Here is a 19,544-nt window from a genome sequence, read left to right as displayed (position 1 = left end):
ATTGATTTCATTTCATCGCTTTTTGTGCTAAATCTGTATTGACTAGTGTGGAATAATCCACTTGTTGCGGCAGTTCACCTGCACTTTTCATCACTGCTTGAAGGTTGTTCCATTCTTCTTCATCTAGCAGAGGGTTTGTTGCAAAGCTGTTTTGTGATTTGTAGCGGTCCACTACTGTAGCAATCAGTTCTTCAGGTGTATCTTCAAAATACGGAGCGATAATTTTCGCGACTTCTTCCGCTGAATGTGTATCGACAAATAGCTGCCCTTTATAAATTGCTTTCGTAAACTGTTCCAGCAATTGTTTATTTTTTTCAATGTAGCTTTCTTTCGCCATAAAGGTCGTATATGGGAGTTTCCCTGATTCTTTTCCAAAAGAAGCAACAATATGGCCGATGCCCTCTTGTTCAAACAGGCTTGCTTGCGGTTCAAATAATTGCACATAGTCTCCTGTGCCAGAAGCGAAAGCACTAGAAATGTTCGCGAAATCAATATTTTGAATAAGTTTCACATCTTGATGTGGATCAATGCCGTGTTTCTTTAAGGTAAACTCTCCTGCCATTTGCGGCATGCCGCCTTTTCTTTGCCCTAAAAAGGTGCTCCCTTTTAATTGTTCCCATGCAAAATAATCTGTTTTTTTCCGGGCCACTAAAAAGGTACCATCCGTTTGTGTTAATTGAGCAAAATTAATAACGCGGTCTTTTGCTCCTTGTGCTTCTACATAAATGGATGTTTCACTGCCGACTAGAGCGATATCTGCACTGTTGGATAATAAATTGGTCATCGTTTTGTCGCCGCCCCAAGTCGTTTTTAAATCCACTTTAATCCCTTCTTCTTCAAAAAATCCCTTTTCAATCGCTACATATTGAGGGGCATAAAAGATCGATCGCGTGACTTCTGCAATGCGAACTGTTCGCAGAGTTTCGGGCTCTGTAGCAGGGGAGCATCCGCTGAAAAATCCCATCGCTGCTACTAGCACAATAATAAATAAGAAGGACACTTTTTTCATTGTCATTCCCTCCTGGAAAAAAGGATGTTAATAATGGTTAGCTTTGTTAAACAATATTACAAATGAAGGACTAGATCGATTGCATTGCTTAACAAAGCCTAATCTTTCTATATATATGAATGCAGGAAGCAGAAGTTATGTTGTCCATCTTATTCACCTTTTTTTCTTTTAGCAATATATTGAATAAATGAAGGAGGGATTTGTGGTGGGCCTTTTAAAGCTGCAGTCTGTCAGTCAAACATATTTTTCTAAGCATTCAGCAACGAAAGCGTTGCAAAATATTCATTTATCTGTGGAAGAAGGGGAGTTCATTTCCTTTCTTGGACCAAGCGGTTGTGGGAAAACGACGGTATTATCGATTATTTCCGGACTGTTAACTCCAACAAATGGTATGGTCACTTTAAATGGCGAACCGATTGAGGGACCTCATCCTAAGGTCGGGTATATGCTTCAGCAAGACTACTTGTTTCCGTGGAAAACAGTGAAAGAAAATATCTTTCTCGGATTAAAGTTAAGAGGTATGGAGGAAGAGCCTTATAAAACCGATACATTATCTTTATTAAAAGAAGTAGGATTAGATCATGTTCTCAATCAATATCCTCATCAGCTTTCTGGTGGAATGCGGCAACGTGTCGCCTTTGTCCGCACCCTCGCTACAGACCCGAAAATTTTATTGCTGGATGAACCGTTTTCTGCACTTGATTTTAAAACAAAATTAAAGCTCGAAAACCTTGTCTCTAAAATGCTATTTGAGCGAAACAAAACAGCGATTCTTGTCACACATGATATTGGAGAAGCCATTGCGATGAGTCAAAAAATCATTCTTTTTTCGAAAAACCCTGGACGAATCGAACGCATCTTTCTTGTCCCTGAAACGCTAAGAAGCCTTCATCCGTTCGCAGCTAGACAACATCCAGAATATTCCGTGCTGTTCCAGCAAATATGGGAGGAGTTGGAGCGTATTGAAAAAACGGAAAATGTATAAATCGCATGAAGAGTATCTTCAGCACATAAAAAAAGAGAAGCGTCATGTCAGAACCGTTCAATTACTTATGTTTGCTGCGTTTCTTATTTTATGGGAACTTTCTTCTAGACAAGAGTGGATCAACCCATTGTTGTTTAGCTCTCCAAAGCAAATTGCCATTTTATTTATGGGAAAAATAGGGGATGGCAGTCTGTTCTCTCACGTGGGGATTACCTTATTTGAAACGATTTTTGGTTTTTTACTCGGCACTTTATTCGGCACATTGCTGGCAGCGTTATTATGGTGGAATCCTTTTCTTTCTAAAGTATTTGACCCTTATTTAGTCATTTTAAATGCGATGCCTAAAATTGCTTTAGGTCCAATTTTAATCGTTACACTCGGACCGAATTTCAAATCCATTCTAGGCATGGGTATTTTGATTACGGTGATTATTACAACGATTGTCATTTATTCAGCCTTTAAAAATGTTGAGCCTAACTATATTAAGGTTATTCAAACCTTTGGAGGGTCCACCTTTCATTGTTTTAAAGAGGCGGTGTTGCCAGCAAGCTTTCCAACGATTATTTCGACGTTGAAAGTCAATGTTGGTCTTGCTTGGGTCGGGGTGATTGTTGGGGAATTTCTCGTGTCTAAACAAGGGCTTGGTTATATGATTATTTACGGTTTTCAAGTATTTAATTTTGGGCTTGTTCTTTTGAGTTTAGTGATTATTGCGGTTTTAGCAACGATCATGTATCAGCTCGTTGACTTATTAGAGCGAAAGCTGATCCGAGAGAAATGATATAAAAAAGACCTAAGTTGGCATATACCTAGGTCTTTTTTGGTTATTATTCAGATAAACTTCGCAGGGGAACCGTTTGCTCTTTGTCGGGATGATCCAGCGGGTAAATTCTAGCCGTTTCACTTTTGGCGTCTACATCTTGAATGTAAATCGGTACACCATTGTATGTGACATGGATCATTTCAGGTGAAGCTGTAATTTCCTTCGCTCGTTGTGAATTCATCAATGACTTCCTCCTTTGATAAGGTTTCCTTTTATTATGACCGATCTGGTAAAAAATATTCACCATACTATATTTCAGCAGATGACAAATATAACATAAATGTTACAAACAGAACGAAAATATAGCAAAGTAAAAAAATAGCTGTAAAATAATGAATGTATGACTCTAGAAAACTCGTTATTTATTGAGAATGGAGGAAAAGTAGTGAAAAGAAGTTCATTTCTTGTCGCATTGGTACTTTCTTTAGTTATTTCTCTTTTTGGAGTAAATAAATCTGCCGAAGCAGCAGGCTTCGTTGATGTACCAAGTCGAGCATGGAAAGAAGTTAACTTTTTAGCGGAAGGAGGAATTGTGAAAGGCTCTTCACCAACTGTATTCGGTACAAATCAAACAGTGACCCGGCTTGAAGCCGCTACTTTTATCGGACGAGCGCTACAATTAGACGGTACAAAGCGGCCAACAGCTTTTAAAGATGTATCTGCTAGCACCTTCGCTTCAGGTTACATCCAGTCTGTAGTTGATAAAGGGATCATGTCAGGGAATGGCAATGGATCATTTCTACCGAATCAAGCGGTAACACGCGGCGAAATGGCTCTTATGATTACGAAAGCATTTGGCTATCCATTTGACGGTTCAATGAAAAGTGCTGAACAAGCCTTAATCTCTTTTGGGATTGCGAACGGAATGGAAGATGGGACGTTTGGTTCTTCCGAAGTGCTTAGCCGAGCAGATTTCGCGGTGTTCCTCGCTCGAGCGATTCAACCAGAATTTCGTTTGAAAGATTCAGTGCAGTTTGACCGTACACGCTGGTCTAAAGCCAATGACTTAAATGTGCGATCAGGTCCATCAACTGCTTACTCAATTAAAGGAAAAGTTCAGGCCAATGATAAGATGCTAACTGCTCACCAAGTAGGCGGATGGACATATGTGAAATCCGGTGATATTGTCGGTTTTGTGAGCACGAATTATTTAAAAGATAGCGCTGCAGAAGGGAGCAATACCCCAGAACAAGAGAAGCCCGTTCAAGGAAATGTTGATGCGCGTTTAACAAATCAAACCATTATTCTTGATCCTGGTCATGGTGGACATGATCCTGGAGCGATCGGTTTTGGAGTAAACGAGAAGGATGTCGTGTTAGCAACAGGCTTGAAATTGAATCAATTATTTAAACAGACACCATTTCAAGTGAAAATGACCCGTTCTGATGACCGTTTTATCTCGATTAATAATCGTGTAGCATTTGCTTTAAGCAATAAAGGAAATACCTTTGTAAGCATTCATGCGAACGCTGCTAGTGCGTCAGCTAACGGAACAGAAACTCTTTATCACGCTGCTGCAGGTAATCCTTATGTCGCTGACAGCAAGCTGTTAGCATCGAAAATTCAAGATCGTTTAATTGCAGTGTTAAAAACAAGAGATCGTGGAATTAAAAGTACAGAACAACTTGGAAGAAATTTAGGGGTTCTAACGAATAATAAAATGCCAGCAACTTTAGTAGAACTAGGGTTTATCACGAATAAAAAAGAAAACGAGATGTTGAAATCCGATTACTGGCAAAAAGTTATGGCCAAAGCCATTTATGATGGTACACTAGACTACTATGCTGCTAAAGGCTATGATGTACAGGCTCTTTATCAAGTAGGAAAATAAAAAGGAAACAGAAAGGTGCAAGGGCCTTTCTGTTTTTTTATGGTTTGAAACAATGGCGTTTATTTTCACTAAGTACAAGATTAACTTAAAGAGCGTTGTAAATAATAAAGCGCTGCGGTGCCTAAAATGTTTGCTGCAATGAGAAGTGCTCGTTCATCGATGTTGAATTTCGGATGGTGGTGAGGGTAGACTTCCTTCCACTGCAGATTGCGAGCACCTGTAAAGAAAAAAGCTCCTTTCACATGCTGTAAATAATAAGCAAAATCTTCTCCAGCCATAAACGGCTCGCATTCACGCACTTCTTCTACCTCAGTGATCTGCTTGGCTATATCCATTAAAAATTCCGCTGTTTCAGGGTGGTTCCTTACTGCCGGATATCCTCGTTTATAAGTAAAAGAATAGGTAGAGCCCGTTGGCAGACAAGCTGCTTGTATGACTGTTTCGAGCTCTTGTTCAATCAAATTCCTTGTTTCCTCATCTAATGTTCGAACCGTTCCTTTTAAAAGCGCTGTATCAGCAATGACATTAAATGGATTTAACGCTTCGAAGTGTCCAATCGATATGACTGCCGGATGGAGCGGATTTACTCGTCGTGACACAATTTGTTGAACACTTGTCACAAATTGTGAACCGATAACGATGGCATCCTTTGTCAAATGAGGTTCGGATCCATGTCCGCCTTTTCCTTGAATCGTGACTTTAAATCCATCCGTGGCTGCCATAATCGGCCCGCTTTTGACCAGTAAATGGCCCGTTGGCTCCGTTGCCCATAAATGAGTGCCAAAGATGACATCGACTCCTTCTAAACAGCCGTCTTCAATCATCGCAATCGCACCGCCTGGAGCCACTTCTTCTGCGTGCTGATGAATAAACACAATATTTCCTTCTAGTTCCTCTTTCAGTTGATTCAGCACCTTTGCTAGCACTAATAAAGTAGCGGTGTGGCCGTCGTGACCGCATGCATGCATTACTCCATCGACTTTCGATTTGTATGGTAAATCATTCTCTTCCTGAATGGCTAAAGCATCAAAATCAGCACGCAAGGCAACTGTTTTTCCTGGCTTTTTTCCGCGAAGGGTCGCAACAACACCTCTACCACCCACCTCTGTCCGTACTTCATGCCCTAACTGGCGATGATAGCGGGCGATATAAGTAGGTGTTTGCACTTCTTGAAATGATAGTTCTGGGTTTTCATGCAAATAACGGCGAATCGACACCATTTCCTCATAGTGCTGCTTTAATAGTGAATATAGCTTTTCCATCTGTATCCCTCTTTTCCTTGTCTCTATTTTTTCTAGATGAAAGAGGGGATCCCCTTCTCGTAAGGGAGAAAATTTTTGAGCTTTTTCGCTTAATGAGCAAGAATGACGAAAAGAAAATGAAAACCCAACAGACTAGAGCCTGCTGGGTTTCTACATAAAATTATAAAGATTTTGAGCTTGCTTGGGTTTGCATGGCACTTCGCACTTGGCTGACAGCCGTTTGTGCTTGAGCAATTTCAGTAGCTGCCTGTTTCAGTGCTTCTTGAACTAAAATTTCATCAGAGACGGATTTTTCAATAGCTTGTGTTAATAATTGCTCTGTAAGTGTCACATTCGCTTTTGCTTGCTTTAATACATTGATATCAATGGGTGCTTGCTGTTGTGCCATTTTTCATTTCCCCTTTTTTGAAAGTAATCATGATACGACTTTAGATTATCCGCTCGTTCATATTTTATCCCATCCATTTTATGGGGATGAAAAAGGCGTTAACTTCACTTTTTGAATTGCTCCATCGTTCGGCTTCTTTTCCGTTGGGTCTCTTCCACGCTTGTTTGGAGATTTTGAGTAATCTCACTTACATGAGCAACTTCATGAGTAATATTGGCAATATTGGTGTTGACACTTTTTATTGAATCATCAGCGTCATTGGCCAATTTATGGACTTCTTGTGCGACAACAGAAAATCCGCGCCCATGCTCACCTGCTCTTGCTGCTTCAATTGCGGCATTCAAAGCTAACAAATTCGTTTGCGAAGCGGTATATTGTATTTTTTTGATACCTCATGAATCAGTTCGGTTTGTTTTTTCAAGTTGTTGAGTGCTACGATATTCTCTTTAAACGTAGTGACGACTAAATTTCCTAGATTCATCGACAAATGATTTAATTCAGAAACGATTTCGATGTCTTGATTTTCGCGATCCGTAATATCCGTCGCGATTTTAAGTGCAGATTCTACTCGTCCTTCTGAATTGAGAACAGGAATATAGGTTGCTTCAAGCCATAATATGTTTCTCTTTTTGCCTACTCGTTGGATTTTTTCTTGAAACTTCTCACCTTTGATTAAATTTCCCCATAATTTTCTGTACTCTGGACTATTTTTATAATCGTTTGTACAAAATTGTTCGTGCATCATATGTTTCATTTCATTCACAGTGTATCCTAAAGTGTTAGCGAAGTTTTCATTGACCCAGATTACTTCTCCGTTTGTATTGAACTGGATCATAGCTAGATGCTTTTCCAGCGCACGAATGATAGCATGCGCATCAAAAATTTTTGAGCTGTTATTAACTTCTGAAATTCTGTTCAAGATCATTCACCGTTGCCAAAAGCTTATAAAAATTTATAAAGTCGTTTAGCTGAAAAATTCGTCATCACCAGCTTACATGGTTTAGTTTTCTTGAGATAGACCCCTTCGCACCAATGTTTGCTAAATGTCTGTGTAGGCATCAAATGTGCTTTTAAATTTTTATATTGTTTCCTGTTTTGACAAACGATTTCTCTCCTTATTCATTTTATATTTACAAGAAGCTTGGTATTGCAACAGGTGACAAGCTTCTCTTATTTACGTATAGCTTTTGTTTTATTGATATTTTTAAACAGCCTGCTCGTATAAGTTTCAGAAGCCCGAGTGAACGAAAAGGCTATATCTGTTCATTCTTGTTACGATGCTTTAGGCTTAAGAAATGGTTTTGATCTAAATAAAAGATATCTGGAATAAAATGGTGAATGATTAAGAGTTCTCAACACATGGATGGTGGAGATATAAAAAACAGGATTCTACTATCTATTGTTGAAAGGTGTTTTCTTGGAAAAGAGTAAGTTCATTAGTTAGAAATAGCTTGAATCCCTACTGTTCTTTCTATAAAATTTAGAAAAAAGCAAAATATTTTATTTTACTGAAATAATTGGTTGTCAAAGAGAGCCAATCCATATATAATGTCTACTATACAAAAACAAATGTACACATTAAAAATACACAGAGGTGAGGAATTGTGAAAGATCATGTAAAGGTAGGATTATTAGGCTTAGGGACAGTTGGAACAGGAGTAGTAAAGATGATTCAAAATCATCAAGAGCAGCTCGTTCATCAAGTGGGATGTCCTGTTTCCATCAAAAAAGTGTTAGTGAAAAACATCGAGAAATCCCGTGATGTAGAACTAGATAGATCGCTCCTCACAACTGATCCATATGAAGTACTGAATGATCCGGAAATCGATGTCATTGTGGAAGTAATGGGTGGGGTAGAAGAAACTCGCCAGTACATAATTGATGCGTTAAATGGGAAAAAGCAAGTGGTAACTGCGAATAAAGATTTAATCGCCCTTTACGGTTCTGAACTGCAAAAAATAGCGGCGGAAAATGGTTGTGACTTGTTTTATGAAGCGAGTGTAGCCGGCGGTGTTCCAATTATTAAAGGTTTAGCTGATGGCTTAGCATCGGATAAGATCCAAAAAATTATGGGAATTGTCAATGGGACAACGAACTATATTTTAACGAAAATGAATAAAGATGGTTTAGCGTATGAAACAGCGCTGAAAGATGCTCAAGATTTAGGATTTGCTGAAGCGGACCCAACATCTGATGTGGAAGGTTTAGATGCCGCTCGCAAAATGGCGATTTTGGCTCGCTTAGCCTTCTCGATGAACATTGAACTTGATGATGTATCGGTGAAAGGTATTTCTAACGTGTCAAAAGATGATTTAAAATATGGAAACACACTTGGCTATACAATGAAATTAATTGGTTATGCTAATCAAGATCAATCGCGTGCAGAAGTTAGCGTGCAGCCTACATTTTTATCAAATGATCACCCGCTTGCTTCTGTCAATGATGAATATAATGCGGTGTATGTGTACGGAGAAGCTGTTGGAGAAACGATGTTTTACGGGCCGGGTGCCGGCAGTCTTCCGACAGCGACTTCCATTGTGAGTGATGTGGTGGCTGTTGTAAAAAATATGCGTCTTGGTGTCAATGGACATAGTGCTTTAGCGCCGCAATTTGAAAAGAAATTAAAAGAAGCTAACGAGCGTTTTGCGAAATATTTTATCCGTTTGCATGTGCGTGATGAAGTGGGGGCTTTTTCAGAATTAACGAAGCTATTTTCTTCTAACTCTATTAGCTTTGAAAAAATTCTTCAATTGCCGCTTGAGGAAGCAGGAGTAGCAGAAATTGTAATCGTTACGCATAAAGCTTCCATGGAAAACTATCAAAATGTGTTAGAACAGTTAAAAGATTTAACAGTTGTTAAATCAGTGGAAAGTTTTTACAGAGTTGAAGGGAACGGTGCAAAATGATGTGGGAAGGCTTAATTAAAAAATATAAAGAATTTTTACCTGTAACAGAGAATACACCAGCGTTATCTTTAATGGAAGGGAACACACCATTAATTCCGCTTGTTAATATCTCTAAAAAGTTAGGCGTTAACATTTATGTGAAAACAGAAGGAACGAATCCAACAGGTTCTTTTAAAGACCGCGGTATGGTCATGGCGGTTGCGAAAGCGAAAGAAGAAGGAAGCAACACCGTGATTTGTGCCTCAACAGGAAATACATCTGCAGCCGCAGCCGCTTATGCTGCTCGTGCGGGTATGCGTGCCATCATCGTCATTCCTGAAGGGAAAATCGCGATGGGGAAACTCGCTCAAGCGATGATGTACGGAGCAGAGATCGTATCGATTGAAGGAAACTTTGATGAAGCACTAAAAATGGTGCGTCAAATTAGCGAAAACTCACCGATCACACTAGTCAACTCTGTGAACCCATATCGAATTGAAGGGCAGAAGACAGCGGCATTTGAAATCTGTGATCAATTAGGAAAAGCACCTGATGTTTTAGCGATTCCAGTTGGCAATGCAGGAAACATTACAGCTTACTGGAAAGGCTTTAAAGAATATAACGAAAAATTTGGCACAGGTCTTCCGAAGATGCATGGATTTGAAGCGGAAGGAGCTGCTGCAATTGTGAAGAATATGGTAATTGAACAACCAGAAACTATTGCGACAGCGATCCGTATCGGCAACCCAGCAAGCTGGGATAAAGCGGTAGCTGCTCGTGATGAGTCTGGCGGGAAAATCGACCTTGTGACGGATGCTGAAATTTTAGAAGCGTTTGAAATGATCACGAAAGAAGAAGGAATTTTTGCTGAGCCTGCTTCTTGCGCATCGATTGCTGGCATCATTAAACACCGTCAATCTGGAGATATTCCGGCAGGAGCAACGATTGTAGCTGTCTTAACTGGAAACGGACTAAAGGACCCTCAAACAGCCATTGAGTGTATTACGAAAAAGCCAGTGGTGCTTCCAAACGATGAAAAAGCCGTTTTTGATTATATTGAAGGAGTGGTTCGTGCATGAGTATAGCACCTGTAACGATGAAGGTGCCGGCGAGCACGGCTAACTTAGGGCCGGGGTTTGATTCCCTCGGCCTTGCTTTTAATCTTTATTTGACCCTTCATATCACTCCTGCAGATACATGGTCATTTGAACATCGCTCCGATATATTAGCGGGCCTTCCGAACGACGAAAGCCATTTAGTGTATCAAGTGGCTAAACAAACGGCTGATACATATGGTGCGGATTTGCCGCCGTTACATATTGTGATGGAAAGTGAAATCCCGCTCGCTCGCGGGTTAGGAAGCAGTGCCGCAGCGATCGCAGCTGGTATTGAAATTGCTGATCGTTACGCGAACTTGCAGCTGTCAAAAGAAGAGAAGTTAAAAATCGGCAATCGCTTTGAAGGTCATCCAGATAATATTGGCGCGTCTATCTTTGGTGGGATGGTTGCAGGTGTGTCCTTCGGTGAAGAAGCAGAGATTGTTCATCTCCCTGCCCCTGAGATGGATCTTATTGTCGTTATTCCTCCTTATGAACTAAAAACGGAGGATGCCCGCCGTGTGCTTCCAGATGCTTTTGCGAGGGCTCAAGCTGTTGAAGCAAGCGCAGTAGCGAATGTATTACTTGCTGCTTTATCGGTGAAAGACTATTCGCTTGCTGGAAAGATGATGGAGAAAGATTTGTTCCATGAGCCATATCGAATCGCACTCATTAAAGAATTTATAGACGCTAGAAAGCTAGCAAAAGAGGCGGAAGCGTATGCAACTGTTATTAGCGGGGCAGGACCGACGATTTTAACGTTTGCCCCAACTGGTAAGGGTGAGAAGGTGGTTAAGATTTTCCGTCAAGTGTTTAAAGATTGTGATGTTCAACAATTAGAGATCGAGAAGAACGGTATTCAATATGTGTAAAAAGGAAAAGTCCATGGGGCTTTTCCTTTTTGTATAAGCAAGTAAATAAGACGCATACTAAGAAAAACTGAAAGGGTGTGTCTTGTTTGCCTTACGCTGAAATCAAAAATCGCCGGGTCTTTTATGAAACAGCAGGAGAGGGGCCTGCTGTTCTTTTCGTTCATCCTCCAGGAATGAGTCAATATGTTTTTTGTAAACAATATTTGTTAAAAGGAAAAATGAAGCTTATTTTGATGGATTTAAATGGGCACGGTCAAAGTGAATCATCTTTCATCGGCGATATGAACAGTTTTTTAGAAGATATATCAGCTGTTCAGTCAGCAATCGAAGAAGAACAAATTTTTCTGTTTGGCTATTCGGCAGGAGGAACGCTCGTTCAACGGTATGCTCTTACATATCCAGATAAAGTGAAGGGGGTCATCCTTGCGAGCGGTTATCCGAAAGTAGACGCCTTTTTATTTCAAGCTCAACATCAAACAGGTATCCAACTCACGGACAAGGCGCCTTTATTGCTAGCAAAGCTGATTTCAAACAGTCATTTTAACAGACAAGAAGATAAACGGGAGATGTATGAAGCGATGAGAAAAGTGGATCGGCATGTATGGAAGCGGTTTTATCAACTGTCTTTGCATAGTGATATTACTAGCCAACTAGCTTCTTGGCAGTTGCCCATACTATCGCTATATGGGGGCAGGTCTCCAGTAGTCAATAAGTATAGTCGTTACTATGAAACACTTCCTAATAGCCAAGTTATTTTTATTAAGAACGGGACGCACCAGCTCCCATCCAAATTCTCGGCAGAAGTGAATCCATTGCTTGCGGAATTTATCGAGAAATGGCGATGACTTTTTTCTGTTTTTCAAAAAAACAATATTGCATCCGAAAGAAGCTTATCGTAAGGTAAACAAGGGAAGAGTGATGTTGCTTTAGAGAGAAAAAGGGGGAAACAGGTTGAAAAATAAAGAAGATCCGCGTTTTGTGATCGCTAAAAAAGAGGCGTGGGTTGGCGTCATTTTAGTGATCATTAACTTCATTTGGTGGTACGGTTTTGCGTTTGGACTCGGCAAAGCGCCAGTGGAAGAATATACATATGTATTAGGTCTGCCAGCTTGGTTTTTTTATAGCTGTATCGCAGGACTTGTGTTAATGGTGATTCTTGTCGCTGTTGTTGTAAAGGTACTGTTTAAAGAAGTGCCTTTTGATGAGGATGGTGATTCACGATGAATATGGCGGTTATTTTGCCTTTGTTATTGTTTTTAATTATTATCTTCTTCATCGGCGTTTATGCGTCTAAGTATGTGCAAAGTTCCTCCTCATTTGTGCAAGAATACTTTTTAGGAAGCCGAGAGCTAGGTGGCTTTATTTTAGCAATGACGATGGCAGCGACATATGGAAGTGCCTCAAGCTTTTTAAGCGGCCCCGGAGCGGCTTATAATTATGGGTTAGCTTGGGTGTTGCTTGCGATGAGTCAAGTGGCGACTGGCTACTTTGTGTTGATGATTTTAGGGAAGAAGTTTGCGATTATGGCGCGGCGATATGAGGCTATTACATTAGTTGATTTTCTATATGCGCGCTATAAAAATCAACTTGTCGTTGTACTGGCTGCCCTCAGCATTATTATCTTTTTGTTTTCCGCTATGATTGCCCAGTGGATTGGTGGCGCTCGGTTAGTGGAGTCGATTACCGGTCTTTCGTATACGACTGCTTTAATTATTTTTGCGGGTTCTGTATTAATTTACGTCGTCATCGGTGGTTTTCGAGCAGTAGCAATCACAGATATGGTACAAGGGATCATTATGGTTGGCGGTACGCTTATCTTATTCATTGCGGCTTTAAAAGCCGGTGGTGGTATGGAAAGTATTATGGGCACGCTACGGGAGGAGAATCCGAACCTATTAACTCCGTACGGGCATGATCAAAGTTTAACGCCACTGTTTATCTCCTCGTTTTGGATTTTGGTTGGCGTCGGAGTAGTGGGGCTCCCACAAGTAACCGTTCGAGCAATGAGTTATAAAAATTCAAAGGCGATGCATCGAGCATTGATCATCGGTACGATTGTAGTCGGCGTAATTATGTTAGGAATGCACTTAATCGGAGTGATGGCGAGAGCGATCGTTCCCGGGATCACGGTCGGTGATAAGGTGATGCCGGAACTTGCGATGACGATTATGCCGGATTGGCTAGCGGGTATTGTATTGGCGGCGCCAATGGCCGCGATTATGTCGACGGTAGATTCGCTTCTTTTGCTCGTTTCTTCCGCCGTCATTAAGGATTTATACTTACATTTTATTAATAAAAATGCAGAGGAAAAGAAGATCAAAACGCTCAGCTTATGGGTAACGACCATTATTGGCATCATTGTCTTTTTCGTGGCATTGAATCCACCTAATTTGATCATTTGGTTAAATTTATTTTCATTTGGTGGATTAGAAGCCGTCTTTATTTGGCCAGTGATTTTTGCGCTTTATTGGAAGAGGGCTAATGGAATAGGTGCGGTCGCTTCAATGATTTCAGGGATGCTCTCCTATATTTTGCTGCATTCTTTTTATCCCAATGCGTTAGGTATGCATACCGTCGTTTTGCCTATTTTGATTTCATTGATTATTTTTGTTATTGTTACGCTTTTTACGACAGCCAAACAAGAGAAACACCGAGCTTAATTATTCAAGCTCGGTGCTTTTTTGTAGTAATTGATCTGTCCATTGAATGGCTTGGCTATAAGAAGTGAACAGGATATCTTCTTCCAATTGTAATTGTGAGCAAAAATCATTCGCTAATACCCAGTTTGCTTCTTCCAATGATTTGATTAACAGAAGCACCTTCGAAAAATGGTTTTCTTTTAATAATAAAGCTTCCCTTATCTCGATATCGATTGGTAATTCTGGTAAAATACTTTCCATCGGTTTCCCTAAAAGAGCATCGATCATCGAGAACATACCAAGTAGAAAAAATTGCGAAGCCGACTGTTTAGAGAAATAACGCCTAGCTAATTGCTCTAGCGTTTTGGCTCGAACGAGAGAGGTTCGCATAATTTCTTCTGAACATGTTTGGTTGTTAGTATTGATCATAATAAAGAGTATCCATTTTTTTAGCTCCTCTAATCCGATGAGCATAATGGCTTGTTGAATCGTTTTGACTTTTTCTCTCTGAATAAATGCGGTTTTGTTTAATAATTTGAGCAGTTGATAGGAAAGTGATAAATCTCCTTCAATTAATCGGGCGATCTTTTGTATATTTGGTGAAGGCATTTCCATTTCCTTTAAAATAACAAAGTAATTATTGGAGAACTCTGGTATAGAATTTGCGCTCACTAAAGCAGGTTTAGCAAAGAAAAAGCCTTGAAAGTAAGAGAAGCCTTCTTCCTTTGCTTGTTGGAACTGTTCCCTTGTCTCTACTTTTTCAGCAAGCCAACGAATATTGTATGGTTTTAGTTCTTTCATCATTTGTTGACGTTCGGACTTGGGTGTTTGCAAAAAATCAACTTTGATAATATTAGCTAGTGGGACTAACGCTCTATTCTTTTCATGTAAAATATAATCATCGAGAGCGAGAATATAGCCTTTTTTTCTTAAATTTTGACAAGATTCAATGAGTCTCTCAGAAGATTGAACATCCTCTAAAATTTCAATAACAATCTTGTCTTTTTCTAAAAATGCAGGGGGGCACTTAGTAATAAATTTTCAGTGAAGTTAATAAACAGCTTTTTTCCTTCTGATAATTGATCCATTCCAATATGGAGTATACTGTTTTTTAACAGCTCCATGGTAGCTTGATCCCCGTTTGATATATCTGCAAATGTTTGTCCTTGTTGATTGCGATAAAGTAACTCATAGGCCACTGTTTCTTCTTTTTTGTTAAATATTGGTTGTCTTGCTACATATACTGTCATATAAACACCTCACACACATATGTCAATTTTACTATTAAATCGATACAAAAGATATATGTTTTTTGAAGGAAATCCCTAATAGGAAAGATTTTTGTAATAGAAAAGATTTTTTGAAAAAACTATTGACTTTCTGAATATTAGTGTAATATGATTACCTTAACAATTTGAACGTACATGAAATGAGCGCTGACGAAGAAGAGTAGTTGTCATGAATGCTTCAGAGAGCTGGTGGTTGGTGAGAACCGGTGCAGGAGTGACAGTGAATGGCCTTCCGAGCTTCCAGACCGAACCCATCTTGGCAGTAGGCTCTGGCGAATGTCTTATCGTTACAAAAGACATGCATTCAAGCATTTTTGCTTCGATGCAGATTGAGTGGATTGTGAAAACAATCAATAAAGGTGGCACCACGGCTCCCGTCCTTTGCGATGGGGGTCTTTTTGTGTTTTTAAATATAAAATAATGATAATGCGATGATCAAGAAGAGTAAGTGAGAGGGATGCGTAACAGAGAGCCGGAATAGGTGAGAGCCGGTACGCACAAGCTGACTGAATGGACTTGTGAGTGGTAGAAGGAAATGACTACCCGGTTTCCACCGTTAACAGGATGTAAAAGAGGGAGCGATGATTGCTCCAATGTGAGGTGGCACCGCGGTATGATCGTCCTCCATAGTCATGAAAACTGCATGACTATGGAGGACTTTTTTTATTTTCAAATATTAATGAGGTGAAAGACGATGAACTATAAATTAAAAGAACTTGAAGGGGATATGCTGACCCCGATTATGCTCTATCATCAAATGAAAGGTGAGAAAAAGTTTTTACTAGAAAGCTCTTATAAGCATGAGCAAAGTGGACGTTATTCTTTTTTAGGGATGAATCCAACGAAAGAATATCGAGCAACAGGAACAGCAATCGAGGTGATCGACCATCAAATAGAAACGGTCGAACAATTCCAAGGGCATAGCTTGAAACAACTAAAAGAAATGCTACAAGTACAAAATGAAGCACAGCCTTTTCCCTTTTTCGGCGGAGCAGTTGGATATATCGGTTATGATGTAATGTTTCTCGATGAAGTGATTGGCGATGTGTTGGAAGATGAGCTACAGATGCCAGATGTTCATTTTATGTTTTATTCGACCTTTGTGGTGTATGATCATGTACTTCAGAAAGTGACAGTTGTCGCTGTTGATCTTTTCGGAGATCGGAGTGAAGCAGAGCTAGAAGAAGAAATCACCGAGTATGAGCAAATAATCAGCATACAGGTCAACCCTCCTTACATAGAGGGAATTGAGTCGCTACAGTTTCAAGGCAATTTGACGAAACAACAATTTAGCGAAATGGTGAACAAAGCGAAAGATCATATTATTCGCGGCGATATTTTTCAAGTGGTGTTGTCCCAACGGCTCTCGTCTGAATTTACCGGCAATCCTTTTTCTTTGTATCGAAAGCTAAGAACGTCGAATCCTTCTCCCTATATGTTTTTCGTAGATTTTAAGGACTATACAGTGCTCGGCGCTTCTCCAGAAAGTTTAATTAGTGTGAGAGGTCGAAAGGTGGTCACGAATCCAATTGCTGGTACAAGGAGAAGAGGAAAAAGCGAGCAGGAGGATCAATCGCTTGAAACAGAGTTGCTCAACGATGAGAAGGAAATAGCGGAACACCGCATGCTCGTCGATTTAAGTCGAAATGATCTTGGAAAAGTGTGTGAAATCGGAAGTGTTCATTTAACGAAATATCAGAAGATTGAAAAATATAAACATGTGATGCATATCGTGTCAGAAGTCAGTGGCACACTTCAAGCGGAGATCCACCCTGTAGAAGCGTTATCCTCTTGTTTGCCGGCTGGTACGGTATCAGGAGCTCCTAAAATTCGTGCGATGCAAATCATCAATGAACTTGAGGGTGTGAAGCGAGGATTATATGCCGGAGCGGTAGGTTATATTTCATCGAATGGCGATTTAGATTTCGCCCTCGCGATCCGGACAATGATTGTCAAAGAAAATAAAGCGTATGTCCAAGCGGGCGCAGGGATTGTGTATGATTCTATCCCAGAAGCAGAGTATGAAGAAACGATGCATAAAGCGAAAGCATTATTGGAGGTTAAATCATGATTTTATTAATCGATAACTATGACTCTTTTACGTATAACTTATATCAACAAATCGCTTCTTTAGGGAAGCACGTGCGAGTGGTTCGCAATGATGAATGCACGCTTGAGGAAATTGAAAAAATGGCGCCGGAAGCGATTGTGCTCTCACCGGGTCCAGGCACACCGAAAGAAGCAGGGATTTGTATGGAAGTCGTTCGCAGCTTCTATCATCGCATGCCGATTTTAGGGATTTGTCTTGGACATCAAGCGATTGCGGCCGCTTTTGGAGCGGATATCGTGCAAGCAAAAACCATTAAGCATGGAAAAGTGTCATTGATCAAACATGAAGGGAAAGATCTTTTCTCATCATTTAATGGCCCGATCTCGGTGATGCGCTACCATTCCTTGTCTGTCGAGAAAGCGACCTTACCACAAAAGTTAGAAGTGCTTGCCGTTTCAACGGATGATGAAGAAATCATGGCCATTCGTCACAAGGAATATCCGGTGTATGGGTTGCAATTTCATCCAGAATCAATCGGGACAAAAGCAGGCACCGAGCTCGTTCAGCAATTCTTTAGACAGTACAGACAGGAAAAAAATATGAAGCACTATTTGCTCAAATTGGCGGATCAACAAGCGCTTGAGGAAGAGGAAATGATGAATGCGATCGAAGAAATTTTACAAGAAGATGCAACAGAAGGAGAGATTGCCGCTTTGCTAGTCGCATTGAAATCAAAGGGTGAAACAGTCGATGAAATCGCTTCTTTAGTCAATGTCCTTAGAAGAAACTCTCTTGGAACCGGCAAACAGTTTACGAATGTGATGGATAACTGTGGAACGGGAGGCGATGGCTCGCAAAGCTTTAATATTAGTACAACATCCGCATTTGTTCTTGCGGGAGCAGGAGTGAAAGTCGCGAAGCATGGAAATCGTAGTGTCTCTAGTAAAACAGGGAGTGCCGATGTACTTGAGCATTTAGGGATTTCTCTCGATTATTTAGAAGGGGAGACAGATTATTTATTAGAAGAAAACGGGATCGCTTTTTTGTTCGCTCCTCATGTTCATCCAAAATTAAAGCGAGTGATGAAGGTTAGGCGAGATTTGAAAATCCCAACAATTTTTAATTTGATTGGCCCGTTAACAAATCCCGTCGAGCTCGATACGCAATTACTAGGCATTTATCGCCGCGATATGCTTGATATGATGGCGAATGTTCTCGATCGACTCGGACGGAAAAGAGCGGTGGTCATTAATGGAGCAGGATTTATGGATGAAGCCTCACTCGCTGGAGAAAACCATTTGATGTTACTAGAGGAAGGGCAGAAGAAGAAAATAATCGTTACACCAGAAGATGTGGGATTGCCAACATATGGCCTAGAAGCGATTCGCGGGGGAGAAGCAAAAGAAAATGCGGATATTTTAAAACGAGTGTTGGAAGGAGAAAAAGGAGCTCCGCGCGATACGGTATTATTAAATGCGGGTATTGGATTGTTTGCGAATGGAAAGGTATCAACCATTCAAAAAGGTATTCAGCTAGCGAAGGAAAGCATTGATTCAGGAGCCGCTTTATCAAAATTACATTTTTTAATTGAGCATTCGAAACGGCAACAGAAAGTGGGGATTACAGGATGACAATCACTATATTAGACAGAATATTGGCAAAAAAGAAAGAGGAAGTTGAACAATTGAAAGGGAATGTTCAAAAACAAGTGAAGTCTTCAAGTAGAAAAAGGAATTCCTTGTATGAATCGTGCATGCAATCTACTACGATGAGTCTGATTGCTGAAATCAAACGAGCTTCTCCTTCTAAAGGAGCGATCAATTTAAATGTCAATCCACAACAACAGGCGCAACTGTATGAAAGCAGTGGAGCAGATGCTATTTCTGTTTTAACCGATGAACCATTTTTTAAAGGGACGATGGACGATCTGCGAAGCGTTCATGCGAAGGTGAATGTACCGATTCTTTGTAAAGATTTTATCATCGACCCCATTCAAATTGATCGGGCGGAACAAGCTGGGGCTAATGTGATCTTACTCATTGCTGCTGCCCTTCGCCAAGAGAAGCTTCAAGAATTATATGAGTATGCGTCAGAACGGGAGCTTGATGTCCTATTAGAGGTGCATAATGAGGAAGAAATGGAACGGGCACTAGCGATTAATGCAACGATCATTGGTATTAATAATCGTGATTTAAATACATTTCAAGTCGATTTAGCGACAACTGAACGCTTGCTTCAATCGTATCATCAGCCAGACCTGGTATTTGTTTCAGAAAGTGGAATTCAAACGAAGGAAGAGGTTGAACGTGTTCGAGATGCAGGGGTAAGGGCGATTTTAGTTGGTGAAACATTGATGAAGAGCAGTGATATTCCTCGCACCATCGAAGAATTAAAAATTAGGCTGTGAGGTGAGT

General features: G+C 40.3%; 19 protein-coding genes, 1 pseudogene and 2 other annotated features. Of the genes and pseudogenes, 12 read left to right on the top strand and 8 right to left on the bottom strand.

Annotated features, from left to right (window positions below; translation table 11 throughout):
* Nucleotides 1-7: 7 nt before the first annotated feature.
* A complete protein-coding gene (locus tag IRB43_RS06990; RefSeq protein ID WP_203362720.1) occupies nt 8-1,009 on the bottom strand; it encodes an ABC transporter substrate-binding protein in 1,002 nt (333 codons plus the stop codon).
* Between the two features lie 205 nt (nt 1,010-1,214).
* Between IRB43_RS06990 and IRB43_RS06985 the strand changes: the two genes are divergently transcribed.
* Entirely contained in the window at nt 1,215-1,994 is a 780-nt protein-coding gene (locus tag IRB43_RS06985) for an ABC transporter ATP-binding protein (RefSeq protein ID WP_343070814.1), read from the top strand.
* Nucleotides 1,987-2,775 (top strand): ABC transporter permease, encoded by a 789-nt coding sequence (locus IRB43_RS06980; RefSeq protein WP_203362814.1) that lies wholly within the window; start codon nt 1,987-1,989, stop codon nt 2,773-2,775. Before IRB43_RS06985 ends, IRB43_RS06980 begins: the two co-directional genes overlap by 8 nt.
* A gap of 46 nt (nt 2,776-2,821) precedes the next feature.
* Here the strand turns inward: IRB43_RS06980 and IRB43_RS06975 are convergent, their stop codons facing one another.
* Nucleotides 2,822-2,998: an H-type small acid-soluble spore protein gene (locus IRB43_RS06975; RefSeq protein ID WP_203362718.1), complete on the bottom strand. Its 177-nt coding sequence runs from the start codon at nt 2,996-2,998 to the stop codon at nt 2,822-2,824.
* Nucleotides 2,999-3,202: 204 nt separating this feature from the next.
* Here IRB43_RS06975 and IRB43_RS06970 point away from each other — a divergent pair, with 204 nt between their 5' ends.
* Nucleotides 3,203-4,648 (top strand): N-acetylmuramoyl-L-alanine amidase, encoded by a 1,446-nt coding sequence (locus tag IRB43_RS06970; RefSeq protein ID WP_343070813.1) that lies wholly within the window; start codon nt 3,203-3,205, stop codon nt 4,646-4,648.
* A gap of 80 nt (nt 4,649-4,728) precedes the next feature.
* On the opposite strand, the gene IRB43_RS06965 is transcribed toward IRB43_RS06970, so the two are convergent.
* From IRB43_RS06965 to IRB43_RS06955, 4 genes and pseudogenes are all read right to left on the bottom strand, one after another.
* Complete coding sequence (locus IRB43_RS06965; protein WP_203362716.1) at nt 4,729-5,910, bottom strand: M20 family metallopeptidase; 1,182 nt, start codon at nt 5,908-5,910, stop codon at nt 4,729-4,731.
* Between the two features lie 160 nt (nt 5,911-6,070).
* The gene (locus IRB43_RS06960; protein ID WP_203362715.1) at nt 6,071-6,298 is read right to left on the bottom strand and encodes a hypothetical protein; all 228 of its coding nucleotides are present in this window, start codon (nt 6,296-6,298) and stop codon (nt 6,071-6,073) included.
* Between the two features lie 104 nt (nt 6,299-6,402).
* A pseudogene (locus IRB43_RS17825) lies at nt 6,403-6,669 on the bottom strand (methyl-accepting chemotaxis protein); the annotation flags it as partial.
* A complete protein-coding gene (locus IRB43_RS06955; protein ID WP_238941859.1) occupies nt 6,645-7,217 on the bottom strand; it encodes a PAS domain-containing protein in 573 nt (190 codons plus the stop codon). The gene IRB43_RS06955 and the pseudogene IRB43_RS17825, both read right to left, overlap by 25 nt.
* A gap of 685 nt (nt 7,218-7,902) precedes the next feature.
* On the opposite strand from IRB43_RS06955, the gene IRB43_RS06950 reads away from it, so the two are divergent.
* The 6 genes from IRB43_RS06950 to panF all read left to right on the top strand — a co-directional run bounded on the left by IRB43_RS06950 (nt 7,903) and on the right by panF (nt 13,812).
* Complete coding sequence (locus IRB43_RS06950; protein ID WP_203362714.1) at nt 7,903-9,204, top strand: homoserine dehydrogenase; 1,302 nt, start codon at nt 7,903-7,905, stop codon at nt 9,202-9,204.
* A complete protein-coding gene (gene thrC, locus IRB43_RS06945) occupies nt 9,204-10,262 on the top strand; it encodes a threonine synthase (protein ID WP_203362813.1) in 1,059 nt (352 codons plus the stop codon). Before IRB43_RS06950 ends, thrC begins: the two co-directional genes overlap by 1 nt.
* Complete coding sequence (gene thrB / locus IRB43_RS06940) at nt 10,259-11,152, top strand: homoserine kinase (protein WP_203362713.1); 894 nt, start codon at nt 10,259-10,261, stop codon at nt 11,150-11,152. Before thrC ends, thrB begins: the two co-directional genes overlap by 4 nt.
* Nucleotides 11,153-11,238: 86 nt before the next feature.
* Nucleotides 11,239-11,997, top strand: a complete 759-nt coding sequence (locus IRB43_RS06935; RefSeq protein WP_203362712.1) for an alpha/beta fold hydrolase — start codon at nt 11,239-11,241, stop codon at nt 11,995-11,997.
* A gap of 106 nt (nt 11,998-12,103) precedes the next feature.
* Complete coding sequence (locus IRB43_RS06930; RefSeq protein ID WP_203362711.1) at nt 12,104-12,376, top strand: YhdT family protein; 273 nt, start codon at nt 12,104-12,106, stop codon at nt 12,374-12,376.
* Complete coding sequence (panF, locus tag IRB43_RS06925; protein ID WP_203362710.1) at nt 12,373-13,812, top strand: sodium/pantothenate symporter; 1,440 nt, start codon at nt 12,373-12,375, stop codon at nt 13,810-13,812. Before IRB43_RS06930 ends, panF begins: the two co-directional genes overlap by 4 nt.
* On the opposite strand, the gene IRB43_RS17990 is transcribed toward panF, so the two are convergent.
* Both IRB43_RS17990 and IRB43_RS06915 read right to left on the bottom strand, forming a co-directional pair.
* Nucleotides 13,813-14,787, bottom strand: a complete 975-nt coding sequence (locus IRB43_RS17990; RefSeq protein ID WP_343070821.1) for an EAL and HDOD domain-containing protein — start codon at nt 14,785-14,787, stop codon at nt 13,813-13,815.
* Nucleotides 14,788-14,798: 11 nt separating this feature from the next.
* Nucleotides 14,799-15,041: a hypothetical protein gene (locus IRB43_RS06915; RefSeq protein ID WP_203362708.1), complete on the bottom strand. Its 243-nt coding sequence runs from the start codon at nt 15,039-15,041 to the stop codon at nt 14,799-14,801.
* A 177-nt stretch (nt 15,042-15,218) separates the two neighbouring features.
* Nucleotides 15,219-15,465 (top strand) — a binding site (T-box leader).
* 37 nt (nt 15,466-15,502) lie between these two features.
* Nucleotides 15,503-15,708, top strand: a binding site (T-box leader).
* Between the two features lie 66 nt (nt 15,709-15,774).
* Here IRB43_RS06915 and trpE point away from each other — a divergent pair.
* The 3 genes from trpE to trpC are packed head-to-tail and all read left to right on the top strand — an operon-like array spanning nt 15,775 to nt 19,537.
* Nucleotides 15,775-17,151, top strand: a complete 1,377-nt coding sequence (gene trpE, locus IRB43_RS06910; RefSeq protein ID WP_203362707.1) for an anthranilate synthase component I — start codon at nt 15,775-15,777, stop codon at nt 17,149-17,151.
* Entirely contained in the window at nt 17,148-18,761 is a 1,614-nt protein-coding gene (trpD, locus tag IRB43_RS18160; RefSeq protein ID WP_203362706.1) for an anthranilate phosphoribosyltransferase, read from the top strand. Before trpE ends, trpD begins: the two co-directional genes overlap by 4 nt.
* Nucleotides 18,758-19,537: an indole-3-glycerol phosphate synthase TrpC gene (trpC, locus tag IRB43_RS06900; protein WP_203362705.1), complete on the top strand. Its 780-nt coding sequence runs from the start codon at nt 18,758-18,760 to the stop codon at nt 19,535-19,537. Before trpD ends, trpC begins: the two co-directional genes overlap by 4 nt.
* Nucleotides 19,538-19,544 lie beyond the last annotated feature (7 nt).

It is taken from the genome of Bacillus sp. REN10 (assembly GCF_016820555.1).
GTDB lineage: Bacteria > Bacillota > Bacilli > Bacillales > Domibacillaceae > Bacillus_CE.
The sequence above is the reverse complement of the archived record's forward strand: the minus strand, read 5'-3'. Positions and strand labels throughout refer to the sequence as shown.

Coding starts and splice junctions, on each gene's coding strand:
- IRB43_RS06960 (WP_203362715.1), bottom strand. CDS start 6,298: ATGGCACAACAGCAAGCACCCATTGATATCAATGTATTAAAGCAAGCA.
- trpE (WP_203362707.1), top strand. CDS start 15,775: ATGAACTATAAATTAAAAGAACTTGAAGGGGATATGCTGACCCCGATT.
- panF (WP_203362710.1), top strand. CDS start 12,373: ATGAATATGGCGGTTATTTTGCCTTTGTTATTGTTTTTAATTATTATC.
- IRB43_RS06965 (WP_203362716.1), bottom strand. CDS start 5,910: ATGGAAAAGCTATATTCACTATTAAAGCAGCACTATGAGGAAATGGTG.
- IRB43_RS06990 (WP_203362720.1), bottom strand. CDS start 1,009: ATGAAAAAAGTGTCCTTCTTATTTATTATTGTGCTAGTAGCAGCGATG.
- trpD (WP_203362706.1), top strand. CDS start 17,148: ATGATTTTATTAATCGATAACTATGACTCTTTTACGTATAACTTATAT.
- IRB43_RS06980 (WP_203362814.1), top strand. CDS start 1,987: ATGTATAAATCGCATGAAGAGTATCTTCAGCACATAAAAAAAGAGAAG.
- thrB (WP_203362713.1), top strand. CDS start 10,259: ATGAGTATAGCACCTGTAACGATGAAGGTGCCGGCGAGCACGGCTAAC.
- IRB43_RS06975 (WP_203362718.1), bottom strand. CDS start 2,998: ATGAATTCACAACGAGCGAAGGAAATTACAGCTTCACCTGAAATGATC.
- thrC (WP_203362813.1), top strand. CDS start 9,204: ATGTGGGAAGGCTTAATTAAAAAATATAAAGAATTTTTACCTGTAACA.
- IRB43_RS06915 (WP_203362708.1), bottom strand. CDS start 15,041: ATGACAGTATATGTAGCAAGACAACCAATATTTAACAAAAAAGAAGAA.
- trpC (WP_203362705.1), top strand. CDS start 18,758: ATGACAATCACTATATTAGACAGAATATTGGCAAAAAAGAAAGAGGAA.